21 protein-coding genes are annotated in these 24,784 nt (G+C 44.1%); 10 read left to right on the forward strand and 11 right to left on the reverse strand.

What is annotated here, in order from left to right:
• Positions 1-22: 22 nt before the first annotated feature.
• From NHB35_RS03100 to NHB35_RS03110, 3 genes are all read left to right on the forward strand, one after another.
• Positions 23-1,429, forward strand: coding sequence for an exonuclease domain-containing protein (locus NHB35_RS03100; RefSeq protein WP_353433379.1), 1,407 nt, complete (start codon positions 23-25; stop codon positions 1,427-1,429).
• Positions 1,426-2,694, forward strand: a complete 1,269-nt coding sequence (locus NHB35_RS03105) for a DASH family cryptochrome (RefSeq protein ID WP_353432941.1) — start codon at positions 1,426-1,428, stop codon at positions 2,692-2,694. The genes NHB35_RS03100 and NHB35_RS03105 overlap by 4 nt, the downstream gene beginning before the upstream one ends.
• A 115-nt stretch (positions 2,695-2,809) precedes the next feature.
• Positions 2,810-3,874 (forward strand): alkene reductase, encoded by a 1,065-nt coding sequence (locus tag NHB35_RS03110; RefSeq protein WP_353433380.1) that lies wholly within the window; start codon positions 2,810-2,812, stop codon positions 3,872-3,874.
• A 456-nt stretch (positions 3,875-4,330) separates the two neighbouring features.
• On the opposite strand, the gene NHB35_RS03115 is transcribed toward NHB35_RS03110, so the two are convergent.
• From NHB35_RS03115 to NHB35_RS03150, 8 genes are all read right to left on the reverse strand, one after another.
• Positions 4,331-5,683 (reverse strand): GTP-binding protein, encoded by a 1,353-nt coding sequence (locus NHB35_RS03115; protein ID WP_353432942.1) that lies wholly within the window; start codon positions 5,681-5,683, stop codon positions 4,331-4,333.
• The gene (cysD, locus tag NHB35_RS03120) at positions 5,683-6,606 is read right to left on the reverse strand and encodes a sulfate adenylyltransferase subunit CysD (RefSeq protein ID WP_353432943.1); all 924 of its coding nucleotides are present in this window, start codon (positions 6,604-6,606) and stop codon (positions 5,683-5,685) included. The genes NHB35_RS03115 and cysD overlap by 1 nt, the downstream gene beginning before the upstream one ends.
• Positions 6,607-6,635: 29 nt before the next feature.
• Positions 6,636-7,391 carry a phosphoadenylyl-sulfate reductase gene (locus NHB35_RS03125; protein ID WP_353432944.1) on the reverse strand — a complete coding sequence of 252 codons (756 nt, stop codon included), beginning with the start codon at positions 7,389-7,391 and terminating at the stop codon, positions 6,636-6,638.
• 145 nt (positions 7,392-7,536) lie between these two features.
• Positions 7,537-8,478 carry a CysB family HTH-type transcriptional regulator gene (locus NHB35_RS03130; RefSeq protein WP_353432945.1) on the reverse strand — a complete coding sequence of 314 codons (942 nt, stop codon included), beginning with the start codon at positions 8,476-8,478 and terminating at the stop codon, positions 7,537-7,539.
• A 26-nt stretch (positions 8,479-8,504) separates the two neighbouring features.
• Positions 8,505-9,590 carry a sulfate ABC transporter ATP-binding protein gene (locus NHB35_RS03135; RefSeq protein WP_353432946.1) on the reverse strand — a complete coding sequence of 362 codons (1,086 nt, stop codon included), beginning with the start codon at positions 9,588-9,590 and terminating at the stop codon, positions 8,505-8,507.
• Entirely contained in the window at positions 9,587-10,462 is an 876-nt protein-coding gene (cysW, locus tag NHB35_RS03140) for a sulfate ABC transporter permease subunit CysW (RefSeq protein WP_353432947.1), read from the reverse strand. The genes NHB35_RS03135 and cysW overlap by 4 nt, the downstream gene beginning before the upstream one ends.
• On the reverse strand, positions 10,462-11,295 hold the full coding sequence (cysT, locus tag NHB35_RS03145) for a sulfate ABC transporter permease subunit CysT (RefSeq protein ID WP_353432948.1): 834 nt from the start codon (positions 11,293-11,295) through the stop codon (positions 10,462-10,464). The genes cysW and cysT overlap by 1 nt, the downstream gene beginning before the upstream one ends.
• 137 nt (positions 11,296-11,432) lie before the next feature.
• Positions 11,433-12,437 carry a sulfate ABC transporter substrate-binding protein gene (locus NHB35_RS03150; RefSeq protein ID WP_353432949.1) on the reverse strand — a complete coding sequence of 335 codons (1,005 nt, stop codon included), beginning with the start codon at positions 12,435-12,437 and terminating at the stop codon, positions 11,433-11,435.
• Between the two features lie 1,195 nt (positions 12,438-13,632).
• Here NHB35_RS03150 and NHB35_RS03155 point away from each other — a divergent pair.
• On the forward strand, positions 13,633-13,971 hold the full coding sequence (locus NHB35_RS03155; RefSeq protein ID WP_353432951.1) for a P-II family nitrogen regulator: 339 nt from the start codon (positions 13,633-13,635) through the stop codon (positions 13,969-13,971).
• Here the strand turns inward: NHB35_RS03155 and NHB35_RS03160 are convergent.
• From NHB35_RS03160 to NHB35_RS03170, 3 genes are read right to left on the reverse strand one after another with little or no spacing between them, the layout of a single operon-like run.
• Entirely contained in the window at positions 13,958-14,881 is a 924-nt protein-coding gene (locus NHB35_RS03160; RefSeq protein WP_353432952.1) for a transglutaminase family protein, read from the reverse strand. The two genes, NHB35_RS03155 and NHB35_RS03160, sit on opposite strands and share 14 nt — an antisense overlap.
• Before the next feature lie 10 nt (positions 14,882-14,891).
• Entirely contained in the window at positions 14,892-17,504 is a 2,613-nt protein-coding gene (locus NHB35_RS03165) for a circularly permuted type 2 ATP-grasp protein (RefSeq protein WP_353432953.1), read from the reverse strand.
• Positions 17,505-17,515: 11 nt separating this feature from the next.
• Positions 17,516-20,932, reverse strand: coding sequence for a transglutaminase family protein (locus NHB35_RS03170; protein WP_353432954.1), 3,417 nt, complete (start codon positions 20,930-20,932; stop codon positions 17,516-17,518).
• 173 nt (positions 20,933-21,105) lie between these two features.
• On the opposite strand from NHB35_RS03170, the gene NHB35_RS03175 reads away from it, so the two are divergent.
• From NHB35_RS03175 to scpB, 6 genes are read left to right on the forward strand one after another with little or no spacing between them, the layout of a single operon-like run.
• Entirely contained in the window at positions 21,106-21,765 is a 660-nt protein-coding gene (locus NHB35_RS03175) for a glutathione S-transferase family protein (RefSeq protein WP_353432955.1), read from the forward strand.
• 2 nt (positions 21,766-21,767) lie between these two features.
• Entirely contained in the window at positions 21,768-22,208 is a 441-nt protein-coding gene (locus NHB35_RS03180) for a cupin domain-containing protein (protein ID WP_353432956.1), read from the forward strand.
• Positions 22,196-22,534 carry a hypothetical protein gene (locus tag NHB35_RS03185; protein ID WP_353432957.1) on the forward strand — a complete coding sequence of 113 codons (339 nt, stop codon included), beginning with the start codon at positions 22,196-22,198 and terminating at the stop codon, positions 22,532-22,534. The genes NHB35_RS03180 and NHB35_RS03185 overlap by 13 nt, the downstream gene beginning before the upstream one ends.
• On the forward strand, positions 22,531-23,748 hold the full coding sequence (gene phaZ / locus NHB35_RS03190; RefSeq protein ID WP_353432958.1) for a polyhydroxyalkanoate depolymerase: 1,218 nt from the start codon (positions 22,531-22,533) through the stop codon (positions 23,746-23,748). Before NHB35_RS03185 ends, phaZ begins: the two co-directional genes overlap by 4 nt.
• Positions 23,749-23,762: 14 nt before the next feature.
• On the forward strand, positions 23,763-23,978 hold the full coding sequence (locus tag NHB35_RS03195) for a hypothetical protein (protein WP_173955427.1): 216 nt from the start codon (positions 23,763-23,765) through the stop codon (positions 23,976-23,978).
• Positions 23,979-23,990: 12 nt separating this feature from the next.
• A complete protein-coding gene (gene scpB, locus NHB35_RS03200; protein ID WP_353432959.1) occupies positions 23,991-24,782 on the forward strand; it encodes a methylmalonyl-CoA decarboxylase in 792 nt (263 codons plus the stop codon).
• Positions 24,783-24,784 lie beyond the last annotated feature (2 nt).

Consider the following 24,784-nt stretch of genomic DNA (forward strand, 5'->3'; position numbering starts at 1 on the left):
AAAATTGAATAGCGTGGATATTATGGAGGGCGATTACCCTGATTTAGCTTTTATAGATATTGAAACGACCGGATCTCATTTTGATCGAGATCGAATTACGGAAATCGGTATAAAGACACTAAGCAACAATCAGACCCGTGTCTGGGAAAGGCTGATCAACCCACAGACATTTATTCCGCAAAATATTCAAAGGTTGACGGGAATCACTCCCACGATGGTTCAGCATCAACCTAGTTTTGAGGAAATTGCTAGGGAGTTGATGCAAGAGCTTGAAGGGAAAATCTTTATTGCTCACAATGCCCGCTTTGATTATAGCTTTATTAAGGCGTCGTTCAAAAGAGTTGGGATTGAATTTAAGCCCAAGGTCTTATGTACTGTAAAACTCTCGAGGCTTTTGTTTCCGGAGCAATCTAGACATAATTTAGATACCATCATTCAGACGCATCGGCTTCAGGTAAGCGCTAGGCACCGGGCGCTTGGTGACGCCGATCTGTTGTTTCAGTTTTGGCAGGTATGTGAAGCCAAGTTCGGAAGACAGAGACTCAATGAAGCAATCGGTCAGCTGCTTGGCAATCCCAGCTTGCCTCCCAATATAGATAAAAACTTAATTGATTCCATTCCAGATGCTCCTGGTTGCTATATCTTTTATGGCGAAAACAAAGTCCCGCTCTATATTGGTAAGAGCATTTCGCTTCGCAATAGGGTAATGAGTCATTTTCAAGGGGCTTTGACACAGCGCAAGGAAATGAAGCTATCCATGCAGATCCGGGATATTGACTGGATTGAGACTAGTGGAGAGTTAAGCGCTTTACTACTGGAGTCAAGACTAATTAAAGAGCGTATGCCAAGCATGAATGTCAAGCTACGAAGATCAAAAGACCTTTGCGGTTGGAGTCTGATTCAGGATGAGTGTGGCACGCTTGTGCCAAAGTTAGTGTCACATCATCAATTAGCACCTGGCTTGCAAGATAATTTGTATGGCTTGTTCTACAGTAAACGAGAAGCGCATCAGTACTTGAAAGCAATCGCTAAAAAATATAGGCTATGTGAGGCATTGCTAGGACTTGAGAAACGAATCGAAGGAAAATCCTGTTTTGGGTATCAAGTGAAGCAATGTACTGGTGCATGCATTGGGTTAACACCACTTACCACTCATAACCTACAACTTAAGACCGCTCTTGAGTTCTTTAAGGTTCAAGTTTGGCCATATGCTGGCCCGATTGCAATTAAAGATGGCGACGAAATGATTGTGATGGATAAGTGGTGCTACCTTGGAACTGCCATCAATCATGATGAGTTTTATGAATTAGCCGAGTCTGGCGAAGCGGAGTTTGATCTGGATATCTATAAGATAGTTAAAAAGGCGCTTTCCGGGCCCTATAAAAAGCAAATCATTCCGATTAATATCGAAAGTGCAATAAGCGAGTGACTAGCTCTAAATCAGCCATCTATTGGTTCAAAAATGATCTGCGTCTGACTGATAACCCAGCGTTTGCCCTTGCTTGTGCTGGTGTAGATTGCTTGTTACCAATCTACATTCATGATGAGCAGGAAGATGTCGTCCCTCATCATTTTGCAAGAGTGGGGAGTCATCGCAAACGATTTCTGCAAGAATCATTATGTGATCTAAGGTCTCAACTTCAGCAGCACGGCTCAGACTTATTTGAAACATCTGGAGATTTAACAAAGATATTTTTAAGACTAAAGGTGGAGCTTGGGATTGAGCGAGTTTACTGTGAGTCGATAGTGGCGCCAGAGGAGTTAAGACAATTACAAGCGCTAAAAGAGCTGGGCATAGAAGTTATCGATCTATGGCAATCCAGCATGCTAGATCCTCAGTCTTTACCATTTGCACCAGAAAAGATGCCTGATGTATTTACCCAGTTTAGGCAGCAAGTTGAAAAACATCTACTTCGGTTCTCCGAGCCGGTTGCCGCTGTGAAATCAGTGCCCCAATTGCCTAAACAAGAAGTACTTTTTCACTCGCCGATCAATTATGAAAGACCTAAGGCTACTGATGCATTTATTGGTGGAGAGACCTGTGCGCAAGCTCACTTGAGACAGTATTTTGAACGTCATTTGGTTGATTCATATAAGCAAACTCGTAATCAGCTCATTGGGATGGATTATTCGAGTAAATTTTCTCCATGGCTTTCGCTAGGTTGCATTTCTGCGAGGACTATAGCAAAAGGGATTACCGATTATGAGGCGACGCATGGTTCGAATGAAGGAACTTACTGGTTATGGTTCGAGCTTCTATGGCGCGACTACTTCCGCTTTTTGCACTTCAAATACGGTAGAAAGTTATATGTTTCTAGTGGTTTAGGAAACCAGAAAAGCTATCCCTTCAATCAGGAGAAATTTGAGCGATGGGTGACCAGCAATACTGGGGAGCCCTTTGTGGATGCTGGTATGTGTGAATTAAGAGAGTCAGGCTTTCTATCCAATCGTATGCGTCAAATTGTCGCGAGTTATTGGATTTACGATATGCAAGGTGACTGGCGAGCGGGAGCTGCTTGGTTTGAATCTCAATTAATTGACTATGATGTGTATAGCAATCAAGGTAACTGGTTGTATATTGCCGGCAAGGGAACCGACCCCAGAGGTGGAAGACCCTTTAATGTGAAGAAGCAAGCAAGGGATCATGATCCTGAGGGCGCTTACCAAAGAATGTGGCTTAATAAAACTACATAGTTAGCTCAGCTATTGGCATTCGTTTAAGCATGAGGATTACTATTATTTTTGCAACAATTCTATCCATGATTGATAATCATTTAGTTAGATATTAATAAATTAAGGGGTAGCTATGTTGTTATTTGATCGTTATAGATTAGGTGGTGTTGAGCTCAATAACCGTATTGTGATGGCCCCTATGACGAGAAGCAGGGCGGTAGAAAACAATACTCCTAATGAGCTCATGGCTAAGTATTATGGTCAGCGCGCTAGTGCTGGCTTGATCGTGACTGAGGGTGTTTCACCGTCACCCAATGGTTTAGGTTATGCCCGTATTCCTGGCTTATTTAATGAAGCTCAAGTTGCTGGTTGGAAGTTGGTGACTGCAGCAGTTCATGCCAAAGGTGGAAAGATATTCGTTCAGTTGATGCATACCGGGCGTGTTTCTCACCAAGATAATTTACCGGCTGGAGCCCAAGTGGTAGGCCCATCACCCGAAGTTTGTCCAGGCGAGATGTGGGTAGATAAGACTGGCAGCATGCAGCCACACACAACTCCACATGTTTTGGGTGAGGCTGAAATTAAGAATGTAGTTCAGGAGTATGCAAATGCCGCCAAATTGGCTATTAAAGCAGGATTTGACGGTATTGAATTACATGCCGCTAATGGCTATCTTATGGAGCAATTCTTAAACCCTAATGTGAATAAGCGCACCGATGGTTATGGCGCAAACATTGCTGGCCGTAATCGCTTTGTTCTCGAGGTGGCCGATGCTTGTGTGAAGGCAATTGGCGCTACTAAGGTGGGTATTCGTATCTCACCCCAAGGTGTATTTAATAGTACCGGTGATTTTCCAGAGTTAGAGCCACAGTTTTTAGCGCTTAGCCGAGATCTATCCAAATTAGGCTTGGTATACCTACACCTAGTTGATCATTCGGCAATGGGTGCACCTGCCGTTTCAGCAGAGCTGAAGAAAAAAATCCGTCAAGCATTTGCAGGAACCTATATTGCTGTTGGGGGCTTTACTGCACAAACAGCTGAAACGGTATTGGAGGCCAAAGAAGCCGACCTGATTGCATTTGGTAGACCATTTATCTCTAATCCGGACTTGGTTGAGAAGCTCAAGACTGGCGCTGCATTGACTGATCCTGATATGAGTACTTTTTATACTTCAGGGGAAAAAGGTTATACGGATTATTAAGAAAGTCTTTAATTGCTTTTTAGCAATCCTTTAGTGGATTAGCCCTCATCAGTAATGGTGGGGGGCTTTGTTTAATTAAGTATTGAAAAGTGTGCGATTGCATTTTGGTGCAAAGTTCGAATCTGTAGGTCGGATTTTGAATTTTTCAAGCCTCGATAGAGCTAGGTTGATTCCGTCTCAGTCCAATAGAAAGCAAACCTTCATCAGCAGTATCGGGGGGATTTGTCTCTTGAGCGTTACTTAAAGTAAGGCTGAGTATCCTGAAAGTGTGTAGATAATTACTGCACATTTTCTGTACTAATGCCATTGGACTGTGGTCTGAGGGCTGCTATCAGACATTAAAAGACGTTAATTAGTTTTGGCGCCACCTCTTCTACTAATTTAATAGGTATAGCATAGCTTGGTGGCAATACAAGAGCCTTGTTGCCAAAAACAACCTTCGGATGTTTTTTAGATTCAAGCCTCTCGAATCATACCCGCAGCAACCGTATGGTTGGTAGTATCATCGATGAGAATAAATGCACCGGTTTTTTTTGACTGACTAAATAAATCGGCAGCAATCGGTTTTTGTAAAACAAAGTCTACGCGTCCAATTTCATTTGCGGTGAGTGGATGCGTTTCAAGAGCGTGAGACAGTGTTTGCACGTCCAGCACTTTTTGGATTTCTTTCACCTTGGCGCCAATGGTATTGGTGGTGTGGCGTAGGGCGTACTTGCGACTCAATGACAATGGCTCACTATCTAGCCAGCAAAGATCGGCAGAAATCTGCTTGCTCAGCGTTGGTGGCGAAGCATCTTCAGCGCTAATGAATATGGAGCCTCTAGAAACATCGATATCTTCAGCCAGGCTGATCGCAACAGCCTCGCCAGTTTGGGCGGATTGCACTTCATTATTGACATTCTCTTGATCTCGATTTGAGTAATTGCCTAAATAGATCTTAGATACGGTCGCTTCACGATGTTCTGGGAGAACAGTAATTTTTTGGCCGACCTGAATACTTCCAGATTCGATTTGACCAAGGTAAGCACGTAAGTCATCGGAGGCGCTACCATCTTGGCGGGCGACATACTGCACCGGTAGACGTAAGCCGGTCTTTTCAGACTGAGGGCTGGTATCTAGACTTTCCAGCCACTGCAGCAATGTTGGGCCCGCATACCAAGCGGTATCTTTACTAGCGGTTACTACATTTGTACCTAATAAAGCCGATATGGGAACTAAAGTTGGCGTGGGTAAACCAATCTTGCTGCATAAGTCTTCAATCGATGTCTTGATGGTGTTAAATATTTTCTCATCAAAGTTAAGCAAGTCCATTTTATTCACGGCAAAGACCACATGCCGTAGGCCAAGTAAATGTACGATTGCTGCGTGGCGTTTAGTTTGCGCTAATAATGTTGCAGGTTTAGTACTCAGATCAACACAGGTTGCATCAACCAAAATCACGGCTACATCAGATTGCGATGCACCAGTTACCAAGTTACGTGTGTATTGCTCATGACCTGGCGCGTCAGCTACGATGAACTTACGTTTTGGGGTTGAGAAATAGCGATAAGCTACATCAATCGTGATGCCTTGTTCACGCTCAGCCTCAAGGCCGTCAGTCAGTAGCGCCAAGTCAACACCCGCATCTGATGAGGTTACGCGGGCATGTTTAGTTTTCGATAAAGATTCAAGTTGATCCACCAAAATAGATTTGGTATCGTAGAGCAATCTGCCAATGAGCGTGCTCTTGCCATCATCAACGCTGCCGGCAGTGATGAAACGAACGACGTTTTGGTGCGAATTTTCAGAATGCGTTTGACTAGTGCTCATCAGAAATAACCTTCTTTCTTACGGCGCTCCATGGAGGCCTCATTTGTTTGATCGTCCATGCGCGTTGCGCCACGTTCTGTCATTTCAGTAATGGCTGTTTCAGCAATAATGTCGATTGGTGTAGCAGCAGTGCTGAGAACTGGGCAAGTGCAACTGATGTCACCTACGGTTCGAAAACGTACACTCAACACTTCGCTGACATCATCAGGTGCTTTAGGGGTGATACTGGTAACGGGGACTAAGAGGCTATTTTTGCGCACCACTTCACGTTGATGCGTATAGTAAATACTTGGCAATTCTAACTTCTCACGCGCAATATATTGCCAGATATCGAGCTCAGTCCAATTTGAGATGGGGAACACGCGCATATTCTCGCCTTTGGAAATACGTGCGTTGTAAAGATTCCAGAGTTCTGGGCGCTGCACCTTAGGATCCCATTGGCCGAATTCATCGCGGAACGAGAAAATGCGTTCTTTCGCACGGGCTTTTTCTTCATCACGGCGTGCACCGCCCATCAATGCATCAAACTCATGCTCAGCAATTGCCTCAAGCAATGTGACTGCCTGAGCGGCATTTCTGGAATCCGTTTCTTTGCGTAATCGGACAGTCCCTTTTTTAATTGAGTCTTCAACGTGTCCAACAATAAGTTTCACACCAGTTTGTTTAACAACGCCATTCCGATAAGTGATCACCTCTGGATAGTTATGGCCAGTATCGATATGCAAAATAGGGAAGGGGAGTTTTACCGGGCGATTACCAAACTGGAAGGCTTTGCGAGCTAAGTGAAACATCACAATGGAGTCTTTGCCACCTGAAAATAGCATGGCAGGATTTGCGCATTGCGCCACAACTTCACGAATAATGTAGATTGACTCAGCTTCCAGCCAGTCCAAATGATCATCTAATAATTTTTGTTCTTGCATTTCGTAATTCGTTCTTTGCCATTAAATAATTATTTGTTTGCATGAAGACCGCACTCTTTGCTATCGCTCTGTAACCACCACCAGCGACCTGCACGAATATCCTCACCTTTTTTGACTTGACGTGTGCAAGGCTCGCAACCAATACTGGGGTAGCCCTTTAAGTGCAGTGGATGAATAGGTGCATCCTTCTGTTTGATGTAGGCCCAGATATCGCTTTCGGTCCAATCAAATAGAGGATTGAATTTGGCAATGCCGCGAGCATCGTCATGTTCCTCAAAATCTAGCTTAACTCTAGTTGTCGATTGCTCACGTCTTTGTCCAGTCAGCCATGCATCAGCACCCAAAAGTGCTGCATTTAGGGGCTTAATTTTTCTAGCACCACAGCAAGCTTTCTTGGCTGCTTCTCCATCGTAAAAACCATTCATGCCGTATTGATCGATAAATGCTTGAACATCACGGTCTTCTGGATAGGCTTTTGCAATTGAAATCCCATAGTGCTTTTCAGTTGTCTGGGCCATGTCCAAAGTCTCTTGATGCAAGCGACCAGTGGCTAAAGTGAATAACTGAATATTGACCCTGCCTGTAGCAATCGCATCTGTGATCACCATGTCTTCAGCGGCTAAGCTTGTAGCAAATCGAACATCAGAAAAGCGTGAGGCAATGCTTTCTAATCGTTGTTTGAGGGCTGCAGTCTTTTCACCTAATTCTGCAGCGCTAAGGGTGCTTGTTGGAATAGCCCAAAAGGTCGGTTTTTCGAGGGAATTTGATATTTTTTGCAGAGTCATTTACATTTTTTGGATGGGCTCTATATGCACCTCCAGCCTAGACTCAGAAGTTTATTGACTGTTCTTATTACTTACAAATATATATAAGTCATCTCGTTATATGAAAAAGTAATGATTTTAAAGTCAAAACACAAAGGTAGAAAGATTAGTCTAAATCGAGATGTGATTCTGGTTTTAAGGCAGCTTTCACCTTAGGCTCATCAAGTTTAGGGGAGCATAGTTCAATAAACTCATAAGCATATCCGCGTAAAAAGTAGCCTTTTCTGAGGGCAATACGGGTGGTGTTGTTCTCAAAAAGATCACCAACATCTAATAAGCTAAGTTTGGTATCACGATCTGATTGATAAGCCATCGAGGCAATGATGCCTATACCGAGACCCAGTTCGACATAAGTTTTGATTACGTCAGCATCAAGAGCAGACATAACGATATCTGGAGTAATACCAGCCTTAGAAAATGTTTGATCTACGGATTTTCGACCTGTAAATCCTTCGTGATAAGTCACGATAGGGTACTCGGCAATGTCCTCAATCGTTATATTTTTCTTGCTCTCAAGCGGATGCCCTTTTGGCACAACAACAGTGTGGTGCCAAGAATAGTATGGGAAAGTCACCAGCTCGGGAATGTCTTCTAGAGCCTCAGTTGCAATTCCAATATCTGCTCGACCTTCTAATAGTAGCTCTACGATTTCTTGTGGACTGCCTTGATGTAGTGCCAAATGCACTTTTGGAAAACGTTGTTTAAATAGACTCACCACCTTAGGCAATGCATAACGAGCCTGAGTATGGGTAGTTGCAATGGTGAGCTGGCCTTTATCACTTTGGCTAAATTGTTCACCTAATTGTTTAATATTTTTTGCATCGAGCAACATGCGCTCAACGATCGTTAACAACTCTTTGCCAGGCTCTGTAAGGCCTAAAAGCCTCTTACCCTTACGAACAAATAACTCAATACCAAGCTCATCCTCTAGGTCGAGAATATGCTTACTCACACCTGACTGGGATGTAGATAATGCATTTCCAACCTCAGTCAGGTTGAAATTGCGGCGAACAGTTTCACGGATTATTCGGAGTTGTTGAAAGTTCATACTGGATTATCTGCCTGAAATCTTATTTAGTGATTATTTTCAAATACTCGTAATTGGGATGGAACAATGCGTACTTGTTGACCCTCTGCTAATCCGCGGCTAGCGATTTCTGATCGTGGCAACTCTACTTCATAAAACTGGGGTGTTGCTGGGGATTCGGGATTTGCAATTGCCGAAAGCTCGACTCGTGAGTTAAGGCCAAAAGAAAGGATACGGTCAATGCGTGCAACCACCCCATCATTGCCTTGATTTTCAGGAATGATATCGAGTTCATGTGGTCTCGCAAAGGCCAAAACAGATGCTCCCTGAGCAATTGAGTCTGAGCGATCGTGCTTGAGTTGATGACCGCCAACTTGAATACTTTCTCCCTCAACGCGACCATGAAACAAATTGACGTTTCCAAGAAAGCCATATACAAAAGGAGTAGCAGGGTGGTCGTAAACTTCATCTGGGCTACCGATTTGCTCAACATTTCCTTGGTTCATCAGGACGACTCGATCCGCTACTTCAAGCGCTTCTTCTTGATCATGCGTTACAAAAATAGAGGTGATATGAAGTTCATCATGCAGTTTTCGGAGCCAGCGACGTAGTTCTTTGCGTACTTTGGCGTCCAATGCCCCAAAGGGTTCATCCAGTAGAAGTACCTTAGGCTCTACTGCTAAAGCCCTTGCCAATGCAATTCGTTGACGTTGGCCGCCTGATAATTGTGCGGGGAAGCGATCGTGAAGCCAATCTAATTGCACTAGCTTAAGAAGTTCATGAACTTTATATGCAATCTCATCTTTACTCGGACGATCTTTTCGATTCTTCACATTCAGACCAAATGCTACATTGTCAAAAACAGTCATGTGTTTGAAGAGTGCGTAGTGCTGGAATACAAATCCCACTTGGCGATCTCTCACCGGTGTAAGCGAGGTATCGATGCTATCCAAAATAATATTGCCACTATCTGGAGTTTCAAGGCCAGCAATAATACGAAGGAGGGTGGTTTTGCCACAACCAGATGGACCAAGTAACGCCACTAATTCACCTGAAGGGAAATCGAGCGATACATTATTTAGGGCGACAAAGTTCCCGAAAGATTTATTAATATTTTTTACTTCGATACTCATAGTGGTCCTTCAATTACGGGCGGTGCATTAGTTTCTGATTCAAGGCGCCATTCCACATAGGTTTTGGCGGCTAAGGTAAGTAGTGCAAGCAAAGCCAGTAGCGAGGCAACTGCAAAAGCGGCCACATAGTTGTATTCGTTATAGAGAATCTCTACTTGCAAGGGGATGGTGTTGGTGTAACCCCTAATATGGCCAGACACCACTGATACTGCACCGAATTCACCCATGGCGCGTGCATTACATAATATGACGCCATACAGTAAGCCCCATTTAATATTGGGAAGGGTAACGTACCAAAAAGTTTGCCATCCGCTAGCGCCAAGAACAGTTGCAGCTTCTTCCTCTTCACGTCCCTGGGCTTCCATTAGGGGAATGAGTTCGCGTGCTACAAAGGGGAAGGTGACAAATATCGTTGCGAGCACAATGCCAGGCACCGCAAAAATTATCTTGATGTCGTTATCACTTAACCATGATCCAAACCATCCCTGTGCGCCAAATACAAGAACAAAAATTAATCCGGCAATGACTGGTGATACCGAGAAAGGTAAATCAATCAAGGTGATTAATAGATGTTTTCCGTGAAAATCAAACTTAGAGATCGCCCAAGAGGCTGTGACGCCAAAGACCAGGTTCAGGGGGACGGCGATGCCGGCGGCTAATAGAGTGAGTTTTATGGCGGACCAAGTATCGGGTTCGGCAATGGCTTTGAAGTAATACACCCACCCCTTATGCAAGGCTTCTGCAAATACTGAAAACAAGGGCAATAGTAAAAAAAGCCCAAAAAAGCTCAAGGACAAAATTAACACAAGCGATTTGACAATGAATGAATCTCTCGTAGCCGAGCTGCGCTCAAATCTAGTGATGGAGTCCATTAGCGCACCCTCCCTGTTCGCTTGGCAGTCCAAGCTTGGAGTCCATTAATGGCAAGAAGGAGTAGCAAGGATATCAAGAGCATGACTGAGGCAATTGCAGTGGCCCCTGCATAGTCATACTGCTCTAGCTTAGTAATAATCATTAGGGGGGTAATTTCGGAAACCATGGGGATATTGCCGGCGATAAAGATTACAGAGCCGTATTCTCCAACCGCCCTTGCAAACGCTAATGCAAATCCCGTTAACAATGCTGGTAGCAATATTGGTAGGACTACCTTCTTGAATGTTTGCCAACGACTTGCCCCAAGGCTTGCTGCAGCCTCTTCAAGTTCAATTTCAATTTCTTCCAAAATGGGCTGGACCGTTCTGACAACAAAAGGCAGTCCAATAAAAATGAGCGCGACCAAAACGCCCCAGGGTGTAAATGCAATCTTGATACCTAAAGGTTCAAGATATTTTCCAATCCAGCCATTTTTTGAGTAAAGGGCTGCTAATGCAATACCAGTAACTGCGGTTGGGAGTGCAAACGGTAAATCGACCAAGGCATCTACTAAGTTCTTACCAATAAAGGTATATCGAACCAGGGCCCATGCCAGCAACAAACCGAAAAAAGCATTAATTAACCCAGCCAGAAGAGCCATTCCAAAGCTAAGGCGGTAAGAGGCTAATACTCTTGGGGCAGTAACAGCATCGAAAAATGCAGGCAGAGTAAGACTAGTGGTTTTAAAGATGATTGCTGAAAGCGGTATCAGTACGATAATGGATAGGTAGGTGATGGTGTAACCAAGCGATAGACCGAATCCGGGGAAGATATTTTTCTTAATACTAGACATCTGCAGAGTCTATGGGGTACCTTGAGAAAAGGGAAACAAGAAAAGGTCATTAACTTATACGCAAAATGTATATAAGCATCCTGATAAAAAAGCCCAGAGGATTGGTTCTGGGCTTACGTTGCTATAAGAAGGGAGGCTTATTTAAGGATGATTTCATCAAAAGTGCCGCCATCATTAAAGTGAGTCTTTTGTGCCTTTTGCCAGCCACCAAAGACTTGGTCAATCGTAATAAGCTTAACCTTGGCAAATTGGCTTGCATATTTAGCAGCTACCTTAGGATCACGAGGACGATAGTAGTTGCGGGCTGCGATCTCTTGACCTTCAGGGGTGTAAAGGTTTTGTAGGTAGGCAGTTGCTACCTTGCGAGTACTTTTTTTATCCACAACTTTATCCACCACTGCTACTGGAGGTTCGGCCAGGATTGAGATTGAAGGGGTCACAATTTCATACTTCTCTGGACCGAGCTCTTTAACAGCCAAGAAAGCCTCGTTCTCCCAAGCAAGAAGAACATCGCCGATACCACGCTCTGTAAATGTCGTAGTTGAGCCGCGTGCACCAGAATCCAGTACTTTTACATTAGCAAATAGCTTCCTAACAAATTCCTTGGCCTTGACATCATTCCCACCGGGCTGTTTCAGAGCATAGGCCCAAGCAGCAAGGTAGTTCCAGCGCGCTCCACCAGAAGTTTTAGGGTTGGGTGTAATGACTTCGATGCCTGGCTTAACCAAGTCGTTCCAGTCTTTAATGCTTTTTGGATTTCCCTTGCGTACCAAAAATACGATGGTAGACGTATACGGGGAGGAATTGTCTTTAAATTTTTTCTGCCAATCCTTAGCAACCAAACCCTTTTCGGCCAAGATGTCGATGTCATAAGCAAGTGCTAGAGTAACCACATCAGCCTCTAATCCATCAAGTACTGCACGGGCTTGCTTTCCTGACCCGCCATGGGATTGCTTGATAGAAATTTCTTCATTATTTTTCTTCTTCCACTCTGCTGAAAAAACTTTATCAAAGTCCTGATAGAGCTCGCGTGTAGGGTCATAAGATACATTCAGAATGGTTTGATCTGCTACTGCAGTGGATAAAAGACCTAAGGAGAAAAAAAAGCCGAATAAAACTTTTGAGAATTGATTGCGTTTCATATTGCTTCCTTTCTATTGATGCAATCAATGTAGCGGGGAAGTATTCCAATGTGAAGCAAGAAATTCTGGATTGTTTATCTCAAAAATGAATTAGCAGTGTCGGCAGCGTTGTTATTGGGAGGATGCAAAATTATTTTTTATTTACGAACTCTCTTGGTACCCCTGACATTACATACAGGGCTGCGGAGGTCAAGGCTCAATCTATAATTGACCAAATTCACAATATGAGATCAATATGTCTATTACACGCCGTTCATTTATAAAAACTACTGCTGGTGTTCTAGTAGCGCCAACTTTGTATCCAATTACCACTGGCTTTGCTTAATCGGGCGAGTGGAAGACTTATGAGATCACTACCGAGATTACGATTGATGCCCTAGATTTTCTAGCTGCGGTGGTTGATACGCTTAAATAAGTAGCTAGATCGGATTGAAAGCAAACCCTCATCAGTAATGGTGGGAATTTGATTAACCATATATTAAGAAGTGTGCGATTGAATCACTAACAGCAAACCCTTGTGTAGTAAGGGCTGTAAATTTTGGAATTTTGTTAGGCTGAGGCGAATCGCCCGCAAAGCCTTATTCTATATGGTGGGTCGGGCGAGATTCGAACTCGCGACCAACGGATTAAAAGAAGTCGTGGCTCTTCAAAACCTCATATAAATCAATAGTTTGTAAGACCTAAATGTGAGTGTGCGATTGACTGTGCGATTGCATTTTGGTGCAAAGTTCGATTCCGCAGTTCGGATTTGATGTCTCAGCACTAACTTTCGATAAGCACGAACTCGCCTAATGAAAGTTTTTCTCTAAATTGGGAAAAAGAAAATTGAGCCTTACTTACTCCAGAGTTCAAGATTTCAATCTTTCCATCGGGAGTGAAATTCGCAAAATATTCTCCAGCGGGAAATAATATCTGAGCAAGGTGAGTCTTGCTGCTTGAATAAGCATCAAGGATGAGCCCATGTGTAATTCTGATACGCATGCCAAAGCATATTTCTTAATTATTAGAAACAAATAACTTGATGCACGCTTTTGCTAATACTCTGCACCAAAATGAGTCTTAGTGCCACAATAAGATTCAATATTATGAATTGCACTAATCAAGTGCAAAAAATTTACTATTGCTCCCTAATTGGTTGTTTAATGAGTTTGTAAGAATTTTTGTGCAATGCAATGATCCGATCTTATGGCGAATTATGAAACTAATCACTGCAATTATTAAGCCTTTCAAGTTAGATGAAGTTCATGAGGCTCTTGCCGAAATAGGTGTTAATGGAATGACATCTTATGATGTGCGAGGATTTGGTCGTCAGAAAGGACATACCGAGCTTTATCGTGGTGCCGAATACATCATTGACTTTATCTTGAAATTAAAAATTCAAGTAGCAGTTGCCGATGAGCTGCTGGAAGATGCGTTGCAAATAATATCTCGGGCAGCCTACACTGGAAAAATTGGTGATGGGAAAATTTTTGTGTATCCGATCACTGAGGTCATTCGTATTCGTACTGGAGAGAGGGGTCCTAACGCTCTATAGGCCGGACTGTAACTGCAACATCTAGTTTGTGATCTGACCCGCCATGAATAACCCCGCGAATGGGGGACACATCTGCATAGTCCCTGCCCTGAGCGAGAAGAACATAGTCTTCACCAGGTGAGATATATCCCCAGCGATTATTGGTGGGATCTAAGTCACACCAATTTCCACCTGTTAAATCTCCATTTGAATCAATATTAGGTACGTATACAGAAACCCATGCATGAGAGGCATCGCCACCAATTAGGCGTGGTTGACCTGGGGGTGGGTTGGTAAGGATATAGCCGCTGATGTACTTGGCTGGTAGTCCAATACTACGAAGAGACGCAATCAGAATATGTGCAAAGTCCTGGCAGACACCTTTTCGATTATTTAAAGCTTCGAGTGCGGGTGTACCAATATCTGTACTTTTGCTGACATAGTGAAACTCACCATAAATTCTCTGGGTTAAATCAATTGCAGCTTCTAGTACTGGACGTCCTGACGTGAAGTTTGCTCTAGCAAACTCATAGAATTCTGAGCGAATTTCCACAAACGGAGAGCTAAATAAAAATTCTGATGCAGCATCCCATTTGCTTTTGGAGTGATAGCGAAAGTATTCGCGCACCAGTTCCCAGGCGGGCGTATCTTGCGGTTTAGGTCCTGATTGAAAGTTTCGATTGGTTTCAATCAATGATTTAGCGCTGATTAACAACTCGCTATGTCGATTTTGTAGAGAAAAGAAAGTCCGTACATTTCTATAGTTATCTAGGCTCTCTTCTGACCAAGCAGGTTTTGGATTCACTTGAATCTCTGATTCCAGAACCTGCTGACTTTGAACCGAGGCTGGCTTTAGATGAGCAAAATGCTGCGCAATTTCAACGCTCGGATCATAGTCGTATTGGGTTTCGTGAATAATTTCGAGCAACATAAAGTTGTGCTTATATCTGAACTGTGTACTCTTGGGTATGAATCAAATTAAAGTAGCGTGCGCTAATTTCATCAGAGACATTCCAGGCTGATTGAGAAACGGCATGTAAACAGTTTCTCAAATCCGAAAAATTACCATAAGCATCTGCTGTGGATAGCTTCAGTAGATCAAAATTTTGCAAATTTGTCACACTGCGCGTGAGCTCATCCGGGCTGTCGCGCTCAGTACCTGCTAATTTAGATAATCGAGCTCGTAGAGCCTTGCTGACCCATGCCAAGGAACGGGGATTCTCATCGTCCATTACTAACAGGCTGATCAGTGGTGCTATATCACGGCTCTGTTGGTGCTGGGCATGGAAGGTAATGGTGCTGTCAAATAAATTCAGTAGCGCGGTATATCCAGAGCCATCCACATTTGGATTAAACAATAATCCCATTTGGATGGCTGAGTCCAGCACCTCTGTGAAAAAGGACAAACGTTCTATATGTCGACCTATAGAGAGAAGTTGCCAGCCATCATCACGCGTCATGCGATCAGTTTGGGCGCCCGTAATGGCAGCTAGAGAGCTACTGACTTGGCCCAAAGCGTCAATTACTAAAGAGGATGAAAAGTCGTGATAGGTGGCAGCCTTATGGCAATCTTTTTGAAAGTTTTCAATACAGTAATTAATGGTGCTCCATTGCTCAGTTGATAGTCGTTCACGCACATTTGATGCAGTGCGTTTCATTGAATTGAGATTAAATCCTACGCTAGTGACATTTTTGCTGCTGTTAAGCGAATCAATTAAGGTTCTCTCAAAAATACGATGGCGAATGTCGCCTTGGTCAAAATTTCTTGGAACGCCCTCAGGTACCAAGCCATACTGGTGGCAAAGATGTTCGAGCCATGACCATAAGGAGCGGGATGGGGTGTATTCACTATTGATATTTTCAAGATACAGTTTAGCTAGGCGTAGGATATTCTCGCTACGCTCTGTATATCGGCCAAACCAATATAAATTTTCGGCCGCACGACTGGTAACCATGCGTTTACGGATGGTCAATTCTTTAGGTTGGTTTGCTTGCTGAGAATTTTCTTCAATATTGATAGCAGATTGATTGGTTTGCACCCAAACATCAGCGCTACTTCCGCCACGTTGCATGGAGGCGATACCTGAATCATCGCTAGCAATGCGGGCAAGGCCCCCTGGTAAAACCTGCCAACTATTCGAACCGTTGCTCAGAGCGAATACCCTCAACATATAAGAGTGTGGCTCTATTAGTGAAGCATCGTTGAGGTTAAAGGCATTCAACCAGGTTGGCATTTGTGCCAGCGGTATATAGGTTTGAACCGTATGCTCATCGGGCTGCCGAGTAATTTTTCCAACCCATTCATCTAATTGAGCTTGCGTAAGGTCACCGCCAAGAACAGACTCGTAATTCTGGTGTCCGCTACCTTTAGGGTATGTTGGTTTAATTGCGCTACGAGTCAGATTTGGAATGGCTGATTCCAGTGCTGCTCGCTCGCCACACCACCAGGTATCCATTGCGGGTAGTTGAATTTGCTCACCAAGTAGACGCTCGCTGATAGCAGGTAAGAAGCCGAGAAGTGCAGGGGACTCCAAAAAGGCAGAGCCTGGAGCATTTGCCAAAATGACATTACCAGCGCGGATGGCTTGAAGTAAACCGGGAACTCCTAAAGTAGAGTCAGAGCGTAATTCCAGGGGATCCAAAAACGCGTCATCTAAGCGTTTTAGGAGAATATCAACTGGTTCTAAGCCTCGCACTGTTTTTAAGTAAACCCGTTGATCTCGAACGGTAAGATCTCCACCTTCAACCAAGGTTAATCCAAGGTAACGAGCAAGGTAAGCGTGCTCAAAATAGGTTTCGTTGTATGGGCCCGGAGTTAGAAGTGCAATATGGGCATTCGAGCCCGCAGGACTTTCTAGCTTTAATGCATCAATCAAATCGCGATAGGCATTCGCTAAATGGGCAATGTTCATTTGCTCATAAGCTTTGGGGAACTGGCGGGAAATTAAGTTTCTGTTTTCTAGTAAGTAGCCCAGTCCAGAGGGAGCTTGGGTGCGCTGTGACAAAACAGACCATTTACCATCCGGAGATCTTGCTAAATCAAAGGCAATGATATGTAGATACTTACGTTCATGAAAGTTTGCACCATACATTGACCTCAGATACCCTGGGTGACCATGAATGAGTGCCGGAGGAATGAATCCTTCCTTAAGCAAAGTTTGCGGTCCATAAATATCTTGCATGATGCCCTCAAGGAGTTTTGCTCTTTGCAAAACTCCTGCCTGAATCTCATGCCAAGAATCAGGATTAATAATTAAAGGGAAAAGATCTACCGACCATGGACGCTGTGGACCAAATTCATCGGCATAGACGTTATAGGTAATGCCGTTATCACGAACTTGGCGATTGAGCTCAAGCGTTCGTTGGTCTAACTCAGACAGCCCAGATGGCCCAAGCTGCTCAAAAAACGTTTTCCAGTGTGGCAATAGATCCTGAGAGTGACCTCGGAGTTCGTCAAAATGACCGGCTTTTGCATGTGGTGCTAAACGAGCTATCTCATCCGCCAAAGGGAGGGTGTCTACAGAACTCGGAGGATTTGCTTGAGAAGGATCCACAAGCTATTGTCTCATCGACGCATATCAAGGGTAAATGGGAACTCTTTGCTGGCACTAATTTCAATATTAGATTGCACTCCCTCAATCGATCCTGGTGTATGACCCATGCGGAAGAAGCGTGCAAGACGACGGCTTTCTGCCTCATAAGCATTCACGGGGAAGGTGTCGTAATTTCGGCCACCTGGATGGGCAACATGGTACTGGCAGCCACCCACAGAACGCTTCATCCATGTATCAACCACATCCAAGGTGAGTGGCGCATGAATACCAATACTAGGGTGCAGACTTGATGGGGGATTCCAAGCCTTGTACCTTACCCCCACAACATACTCGCCAGCCGTGCCGGTCGGCTGAAGCGGCAATGGTTTCCCGTTGCAGGTAATGGTGTAGCGACTTTGATTGAGTCCTGTCACGCGCACCTCAATACGCTCAATAGAAGAATCAACATATCGCGCAGTGCAGCCATCCGTACTTTCCTCGCCCATCACATGCCATGGCTCAAGACCATTTCTAATGGTGATTTCTGTACCCATAGTTTGGATTTGGCCAATGAGTGGGAAGCGGATCTCGAGATGCGGTGCAAACCACTCAGGCTTAAAGTCATAACCATGGCGTTGCATTTCCTCTATGACATCATCAAAGTCCATCTTGATAAATGTTGGCAGTAGGCAGCGGTCATGAAGTTCGGTACCCCAGCGTGTTGCAGGTGCTAAATAGGGTTCGTCCCAGAAGCGAGCAATCAGTGCGCGAATCAGTAGTTGCTGAACGATACTCATACGGGCATGTGGCGGCATTTCGAAAGCGCGTAATTCAAGTAAACCTAAGCGACCAGTTTGGCTATCGGGTGAATACATCTTATCGATACAAAATTCGCTACGATGAGTATTACCTGTTACATCAATCAATATATTGCGTAGGGTTCGGTCAACCAGCCATGGCGGCATGCTTGCACCATACTTCTTGCGATTTTCATGAATCTCTTTGAGCGCAATCTCGAGCTCATACAGTTGATCGTTACGTGCTTCATCCACTCGCGGTGCTTGACTCGTTGGACCAATAAACATGCCGCTAAATAGATAACTTAGGCTCGGATGGTTGTGCCAATACAAAATCAAACTTGCTAAGAGTTCTGGTTTGCGTAAGAAGGGGCTATCGACTGGTGTGGCGCCACCCATCACAAAGTGATTACCGCCACCTGTGCCGGTATGGCGGCCATCAGTCATAAATTTTTCGGCAGATAGACGAGACTCAAAGGCGGCCTGATAGAGAAACTCAGTGTGCTCGACCAACTCATTCCAGTTATGAGCTGGATGAATGTTGACTTCAATAACACCTGGATCAGGAGTAACTTGCAATATTTTTAATCTTGGATCACGTGGAGGTGGATACCCCTCAATCACGATCTGAAACTGCAACTGATCGGCAGTAGCTTCTACAGCCTCCAGTAAGTTGAGATAGTCTTCTAGTCTTGCCAGTGGTGGCATGAACACATAGAGGGCACCATTTTTGCCGCCATGTTTGTTTTCGGTATCAGGGCCGTTAGCGCGCATTGGATCACGAGTCTCGACGCATAACGCTGTCCTGGTGATCCAGGCAGCAGACTCTTGGCGTTGAGGATGGCGAATATTCTCTGATTGACCCCAAATCGTATTACCTTTGGTAGATTTACCAGTCATCTTGATTGGTGTGTTGGTAACCAAACTGGGGTGTTGGTGAATTACCGGCGCAGCAGTTCGTAGTGGAGGTCGAGGAGCAAACGGATCTTGCTCGATCATGTAAGGATAATCCGCTTTACTGGTCCAGGGCAGGGAGTCCAAAGGTAAGCGGTAGCCCATCGGAGAATCTCCTGGCAAAAGATATAGGCGATCTTCGCGATAAAACCAGGGACCAGTTTTCCAATGAGTATCGAAGTAGTTCTGAGCTTGACCTGCTTCAATCGGCAATACATAGCCAATAACTGAATCAAGTTTTTGAGTAAAAACGCGTTTTAAGCGAGTGCGTTCCATCTCATCATCTAAATTCGACTGAAATGGATCGACATTGACTGGCAGTTTAGATTCGCGCCAGAGGTAGTAAAAAACATCTTCGTAGGCAGGCTCAATAAACTCATCAGCAAGCCCTAGATTTTTGGAAAGTGTATAGACAAATTTTTCTGCATCTTTGTTGGTGTAGGTAATGGGATCACGTTCATCAGCAAAGAGTTTTGGGTTTTTCCAGATTGGGTGACCATCAGCCCTCCAGTAAATCGAAAGTGCCCAGCGAGGTAACTGTTCACCCGGATACCATTTGCCTTGTCCAAAGTGCAAGAAACCACCATCACCATATTGTTTGCGTAGGCGCTCCACTAAATCCGTTGCATAACCACGCTTTGTAGGTCCTAGCGCATCGACATTCCACTCGCGCTCATCACGACCATTGATAGAAACGAAGGTTGGCTCTCCGCCCATAGTTAGACGTACATCACCAGCTTCTAATTTCTGATCAACTTTATGACCAAGCTCCACAATGGCTTGCCATTGTTCTTCTGTATAAGGTTTTGTCACTCGAGGTGATTCATAAATCCTTGTGACTTCCATCGTGTGCTTAAAGTCTACTTCGCACTTATCAACACCACCTTCAATTGGAGCTGCACCTGAAGGTTCTGGGGTGCAGGCAACTGGAATATGGCCTTCACCGGCAAATAGTCCAGAGGTTGGATCTAAACCAATCCAGCCTGCACCAGGCAAATAGACCTCGCACCATGCATGCAGATCTGTGAAGTCCACCTCTGTGCCACTAGGGCCATCTAAGGCTTTGACATCTGGCTTTAATTGAATCAGGTATCCAGATACAAAGCGAGCGGCTAAACCGCTTAGGCGTAATAAATTCACCATTAACCATGCTGAATCACGACAGGATCCGCTTTGTAAATCTAGAGTCTCATCGGGAGTCTGAACGCCAGGCTCCATGCGAATCAGGTAATTAATGTCGCGTTGAACTTTTTGATTTAGCTTGACTAAAAAATCAATCGTTCGCATTTTGCTGCGATCGATAGTTTTTAAATACTTATTTAATGTAGCGTTGCGCATCTTACCTAAGTAGGGGCGCAATTCCTTTTTTAATTCTGAGTTATAGCTAAACGGATAGTTCTCAGCGTCAGGTTCCAAGAAGAAATCAAAAGGGTTGTATACCGCCATCTCAGTCACAAGATCAACGGTTACCTTAAATTTCTTCACCTTTTCAGGAAAAACTAAGCGCGCCTGATAGTTTGCATAAGGGTCTTGCTGCCAGTTAACAAAATGTCCTTCAGGCTCCACCTTGAGTGAGTAAGAAAGAATATGACTGCGGCAATGCGGGGCAGGCCGTAATCGTACTATTTGCGGCCCCAGTTCCACTAGGCGGTCATAGTTGTATTCGGTGACGTGATGGAGCGCAGCATGGATAGACATGATTCAAAGTCTATAAGTTCACTATAAGGGTGCAGAATTGCTTCGCACAAGACTAGTGCGGTAAATCTGAAAATGCCCAAAATTGGACAAAAGACGTCAAAAATAGGGCATAGGAGCCGAAATGCCAAATGCAGAAGGAATAAGTTGTAGTTGTACTCCCTCTGAAAGTGGATATGCCCAATCAAACTACCTTGACGATCAGTAGCAAAAACTATTCATCATGGTCTTTGCGGGGTTGGCTCATGCTCAAACTTTCTGGCTTGCCATTTCAAGAAATAGTGGTGTCGCCAGATGATGTGGATAACAGAGCAGAGTTATTGCTTCTCTCGCCCTCAATTCTGGTTCCTCGGTTGGATCATGATGGTTGTCGAGTTTGGGACACTATGGCTATTGGCGAATATTTGAACGAACTTAAGCCAGGTGCTCATTTATTGCCAAAAGATCCGATTGCTAGAGCACATTGTCGCTCTGTATGCGGGGAGATGCACTCTGGATTCTCAGCTCTGCGTGCTTCATTGCCAATGAACATTAAGGCAAAGTTTGCGTCATTTAAGGTTTGGTCAAAAGCACAAATTGATATCAATCGCATTGTGGTCATTTGGCAAGACTGTCTTACAAGCTATGGCGGTCCATTTCTGTTTGGCAAAGAGCCCACACTAGCCGATGCTATGTTTGCACCGGTAGTCACCAGGTTCCTGACTTATCACGTAGCGCTTGATAAGGCATGTGAGAAGTACTGTGATCACATCATGGCAATGCCTGACATGAAGGAATGGGTGATGGGCGCCCTTGAAGAACCCGATGATATTGAAGAACTTGAAGTGGAGTTTTGATCATGAATACACCCGTTAAATTTAAAAGTGATACTGATTTCTCTCATGTAAAGCCAGCAGATACTCAGTTTTTGCCAGGTGGTTTACGAGACTTTTTCTTGTACCGAGATTTAGGTGTGGCTAAAGCTACCAAAGGTAAGGTAATCGCCCATTTGGTTAAAGCTAATAAACCACCAGTTGATGGCACTGGCTGGCACTATCACGTAGCCGAATTTCAAATTGTCATCATGAACAAGGGTTGGGCAAAGTTCATGTATGAAGATAAGGTCACATTAGTTGAGGCCGGCGATGTCGTGCATCAAATGCCTGGGATTACTCACTATTTGTTTGATTACTCGCCAGATATGGAGTATCTGGAAATCGTAGGACCTGCGGATTTTGAAACGGTTCCAGTGGCTAAGGGGCCAGCAGATGTTCCTGGAGTTACCCCATGGAAGTCTTGAGTAAAAATTCACTGACCTCCGATTTTACGGTGCTGTTTCAGCGGATTATGACGTTGGCAGAAGAGCTTGATGGCATGCGTGAGTATTACCGAGATCTTTATAAGAAGATTGAGGCGGATGAATTCTCGGATGTAGATATACAAGAGTTAGACCTTCTTAAAATCTTTAACGTTGCGGGTTTTGTCAATTTATCCATTATTTCTGCACAAGCAGCACAAACAGCGGCAATCATTGCGAATGATGTTTCCCTAAGCAGGGTATTTGATCCTACTTTAAAAACCACTGAGCGAGCGCTACGCCACATTGAGAGCGGTTCTTATAAATGATGTACAAGGCTTATCAAACCTTTGCAAACCTCCATGATCCTATTCGCATATTTGCGAAAGCATCAGAGCGTGTTTCCAATAATTGGTTTGGTAATCTCAGCTTAAATCCGCTACAACGGCTCTCGGCGCACTATGAACAAATTGCATTGCTTGGTTTTACGCACACGAGGCCAGATTTTAAGATTAATTCGGTAATTGATTCGTTCGGCATAGAACAAGCTGTAAGAGAAGAAAAGGTGCACTCAACCCATTTTTGTGATTTGGTGCGCTTTAATAAACCTGCTGTTGAGGGTCAGCCGAAGATATTGTTGGTAGCGCCTATGTCAGGGCACTTCGCCACTCTTTTGGCTGGCACTATTAGAACCCTATTGCGAGATCATGATGTGTATGTCACTGATTGGCTCAATATTCGCGATATACCTCTGAGCTGCGGTGAATTTGAATTTGATTCTTATGTAAAACATATTATTCATTTTCTGCGGTTTATTGGTCCGCAAACTCATCTCATGGCGGTATGTCAGCCAACGGTAGCCTGCCTTGCTGCTACAGCAATCATGTCCGAAGATAAAAGTCCTGATGTGCCAGCAAGTTTGACACTGATGGCTGGCCCAGTTGATGTCAGTCAAAATCCTACTAAGGTAAATGAGTTAGCAAGTAGCAAACCGATATCATGGTTTGAAGAAAAGCTTATCGGAGAGATACCAAAACCTTTTGGAGGTGCGGGTCGAAAAGTATATCCAGGCTTTTTGCAGCTAATGGCATTTATGAGCATGAATCCAGATCGTCATGCGGAATCGTTTCGTAAGCTCTACGAATACCGAATTAGCGGTGAGACTGAGAAGGCTGACGCTATTCATGAGTTTTATGAGGAGTACTTTGCCATCATGGATTTATCTGCCCAGTTTTACCTGCAAACAATCCAAAAAGTTTTTATGGATCGAGACCTTGCTTTGGGAAGGTTGACTTATCAAGGTAGATTGGTTAATCCAAGGCTAATAAAAAAAACTTTTCTCCTGACGGTGGAGGGAGAAAGGGATGATATTTGTGGCATAGGACAAACATTGGCTGCCCAAGATCTTTGTAGTGGTCTGCCGGGCTACATGAAGTCACACCATCTTCAGGCTGGTGTGGGGCATTACGGTGTATTTAACGGTAAGCGCTGGGATACACAAATATATCCCGTTGTTCGTAACCACATTCAATCGGCTCTTTAAATCGGGAGGGAATCATGGTTGTCTATATCACTAATGGGATAGTTGCGAGGATGCGGCGCAATGATGGAACTGATAGAGGTTCTCTATCGCTTCAACCAGGAAAATATGTTGCAAACAAAATCAATGATGGCTCATTAGAAATTTTGCAGGATGCTGGGGAACCTGTTTACTTGTTGCCTTTTATTTGGTGGGAAAAGATGGAATTAGGGGATCTTTTGATTGCGGCATAAAAGGTTTTATAAATGAATTATCAGTACATCAAAATTGAACAAGCAGAATTGATTGCGACAATTCGATTCAATCACTACAGCAAAAGAAATGCGTTGAGTGAATGTTTAATCGAAGAGATACATCATGCGCTTGAACTTTTTAGTAAAGAGGATGTACGTGTCTTAGTGCTTCGATCTGATAAAAAGAATAAGGTATGGTCTGCCGGTCATGATGTAATGGAGCTCCCTAGGTCTGAGCGTGATCCCCTTCCAGCAGATGATCCTGTTATGGTTTTGCTGAAATCTATTAGGGCCTTTAGGGCGCCAGTAATTGCCATGGTTGATGGTTCTGTCTGGGGCGCATCTACAGATCTGATTATGAGTTGCGATATAGCAATAGGGGACCATGATTCGACATTTGCAATTACGCCCGCAAAACTAGGTCTTCCATACACGGCAAGTGGTATCTTGCACTTCATGTCAAGAATGCCCCTTAATGTAGTTAAGGAAATGTTTTTAACGGCAGATCCAATTGGCGCTGACAGAGCATTACAGATTGGTATTCTTAATCACCTTTACGTTTCTGGAGAATTGGAGGCAAAAACCTATCAAATGGCCAGAACCATTGCAAAACGATCACCACAAGCAAACTCAGTCCTCAAAGCTCAGGCTCAAATGCTCTCTGATGCGGCTGTTCTAAATCCTACAGTATTTGAGCACCTGCAGTCTTTACGCAAGAATGTTTATATGGGTAGCGACTACAAGGAGGGGATTACGGCTTTCTTTGAAAAGCGGGAGCCTGTTTTTGGCCAAGCTGCTGAGTAGGG

This window comes from Polynucleobacter sp. MWH-UH23A, assembly GCF_040409805.1.
Lineage (GTDB): Bacteria > Pseudomonadota > Gammaproteobacteria > Burkholderiales > Burkholderiaceae > Polynucleobacter.

Bases quoted from the DNA above. Each gene is read 5' to 3' on its own strand.
- NHB35_RS03100 (WP_353433379.1), top strand. From the start codon at position 23: ATGGAGGGCGATTACCCTGATTTAGCTTTTATAGATATTGAAACGACC.
- NHB35_RS03135 (WP_353432946.1), bottom strand. From the start codon at position 9,590: ATGAGTATCGAAGTAAAAAATATTAATAAATCTTTCGGGAACTTTGTC.
- NHB35_RS03160 (WP_353432952.1), bottom strand. From the start codon at position 14,881: ATGTTGCTCGAAATTATTCACGAAACCCAATACGACTATGATCCGAGC.
- NHB35_RS03115 (WP_353432942.1), bottom strand. From the start codon at position 5,683: ATGAGCACTAGTCAAACGCATTCTGAAAATTCGCACCAAAACGTCGTT.
- NHB35_RS03130 (WP_353432945.1), bottom strand. From the start codon at position 8,478: ATGAACTTTCAACAACTCCGAATAATCCGTGAAACTGTTCGCCGCAAT.
- cysD (WP_353432943.1), bottom strand. From the start codon at position 6,606: ATGCAAGAACAAAAATTATTAGATGATCATTTGGACTGGCTGGAAGCT.
- NHB35_RS03155 (WP_353432951.1), top strand. From the start codon at position 13,633: ATGAAACTAATCACTGCAATTATTAAGCCTTTCAAGTTAGATGAAGTT.
- phaZ (WP_353432958.1), top strand. From the start codon at position 22,531: ATGATGTACAAGGCTTATCAAACCTTTGCAAACCTCCATGATCCTATT.
- NHB35_RS03170 (WP_353432954.1), bottom strand. From the start codon at position 20,932: ATGTCTATCCATGCTGCGCTCCATCACGTCACCGAATACAACTATGAC.
- NHB35_RS03150 (WP_353432949.1), bottom strand. From the start codon at position 12,437: ATGAAACGCAATCAATTCTCAAAAGTTTTATTCGGCTTTTTTTTCTCC.
- cysT (WP_353432948.1), bottom strand. From the start codon at position 11,295: ATGTCTAGTATTAAGAAAAATATCTTCCCCGGATTCGGTCTATCGCTT.
- NHB35_RS03185 (WP_353432957.1), top strand. From the start codon at position 22,196: ATGGAAGTCTTGAGTAAAAATTCACTGACCTCCGATTTTACGGTGCTG.
- cysW (WP_353432947.1), bottom strand. From the start codon at position 10,462: ATGGACTCCATCACTAGATTTGAGCGCAGCTCGGCTACGAGAGATTCA.
- NHB35_RS03195 (WP_173955427.1), top strand. From the start codon at position 23,763: ATGGTTGTCTATATCACTAATGGGATAGTTGCGAGGATGCGGCGCAAT.
- NHB35_RS03125 (WP_353432944.1), bottom strand. From the start codon at position 7,391: ATGACTCTGCAAAAAATATCAAATTCCCTCGAAAAACCGACCTTTTGG.
- NHB35_RS03180 (WP_353432956.1), top strand. From the start codon at position 21,768: ATGAATACACCCGTTAAATTTAAAAGTGATACTGATTTCTCTCATGTA.
- scpB (WP_353432959.1), top strand. From the start codon at position 23,991: ATGAATTATCAGTACATCAAAATTGAACAAGCAGAATTGATTGCGACA.
- NHB35_RS03175 (WP_353432955.1), top strand. From the start codon at position 21,106: ATGCCCAATCAAACTACCTTGACGATCAGTAGCAAAAACTATTCATCA.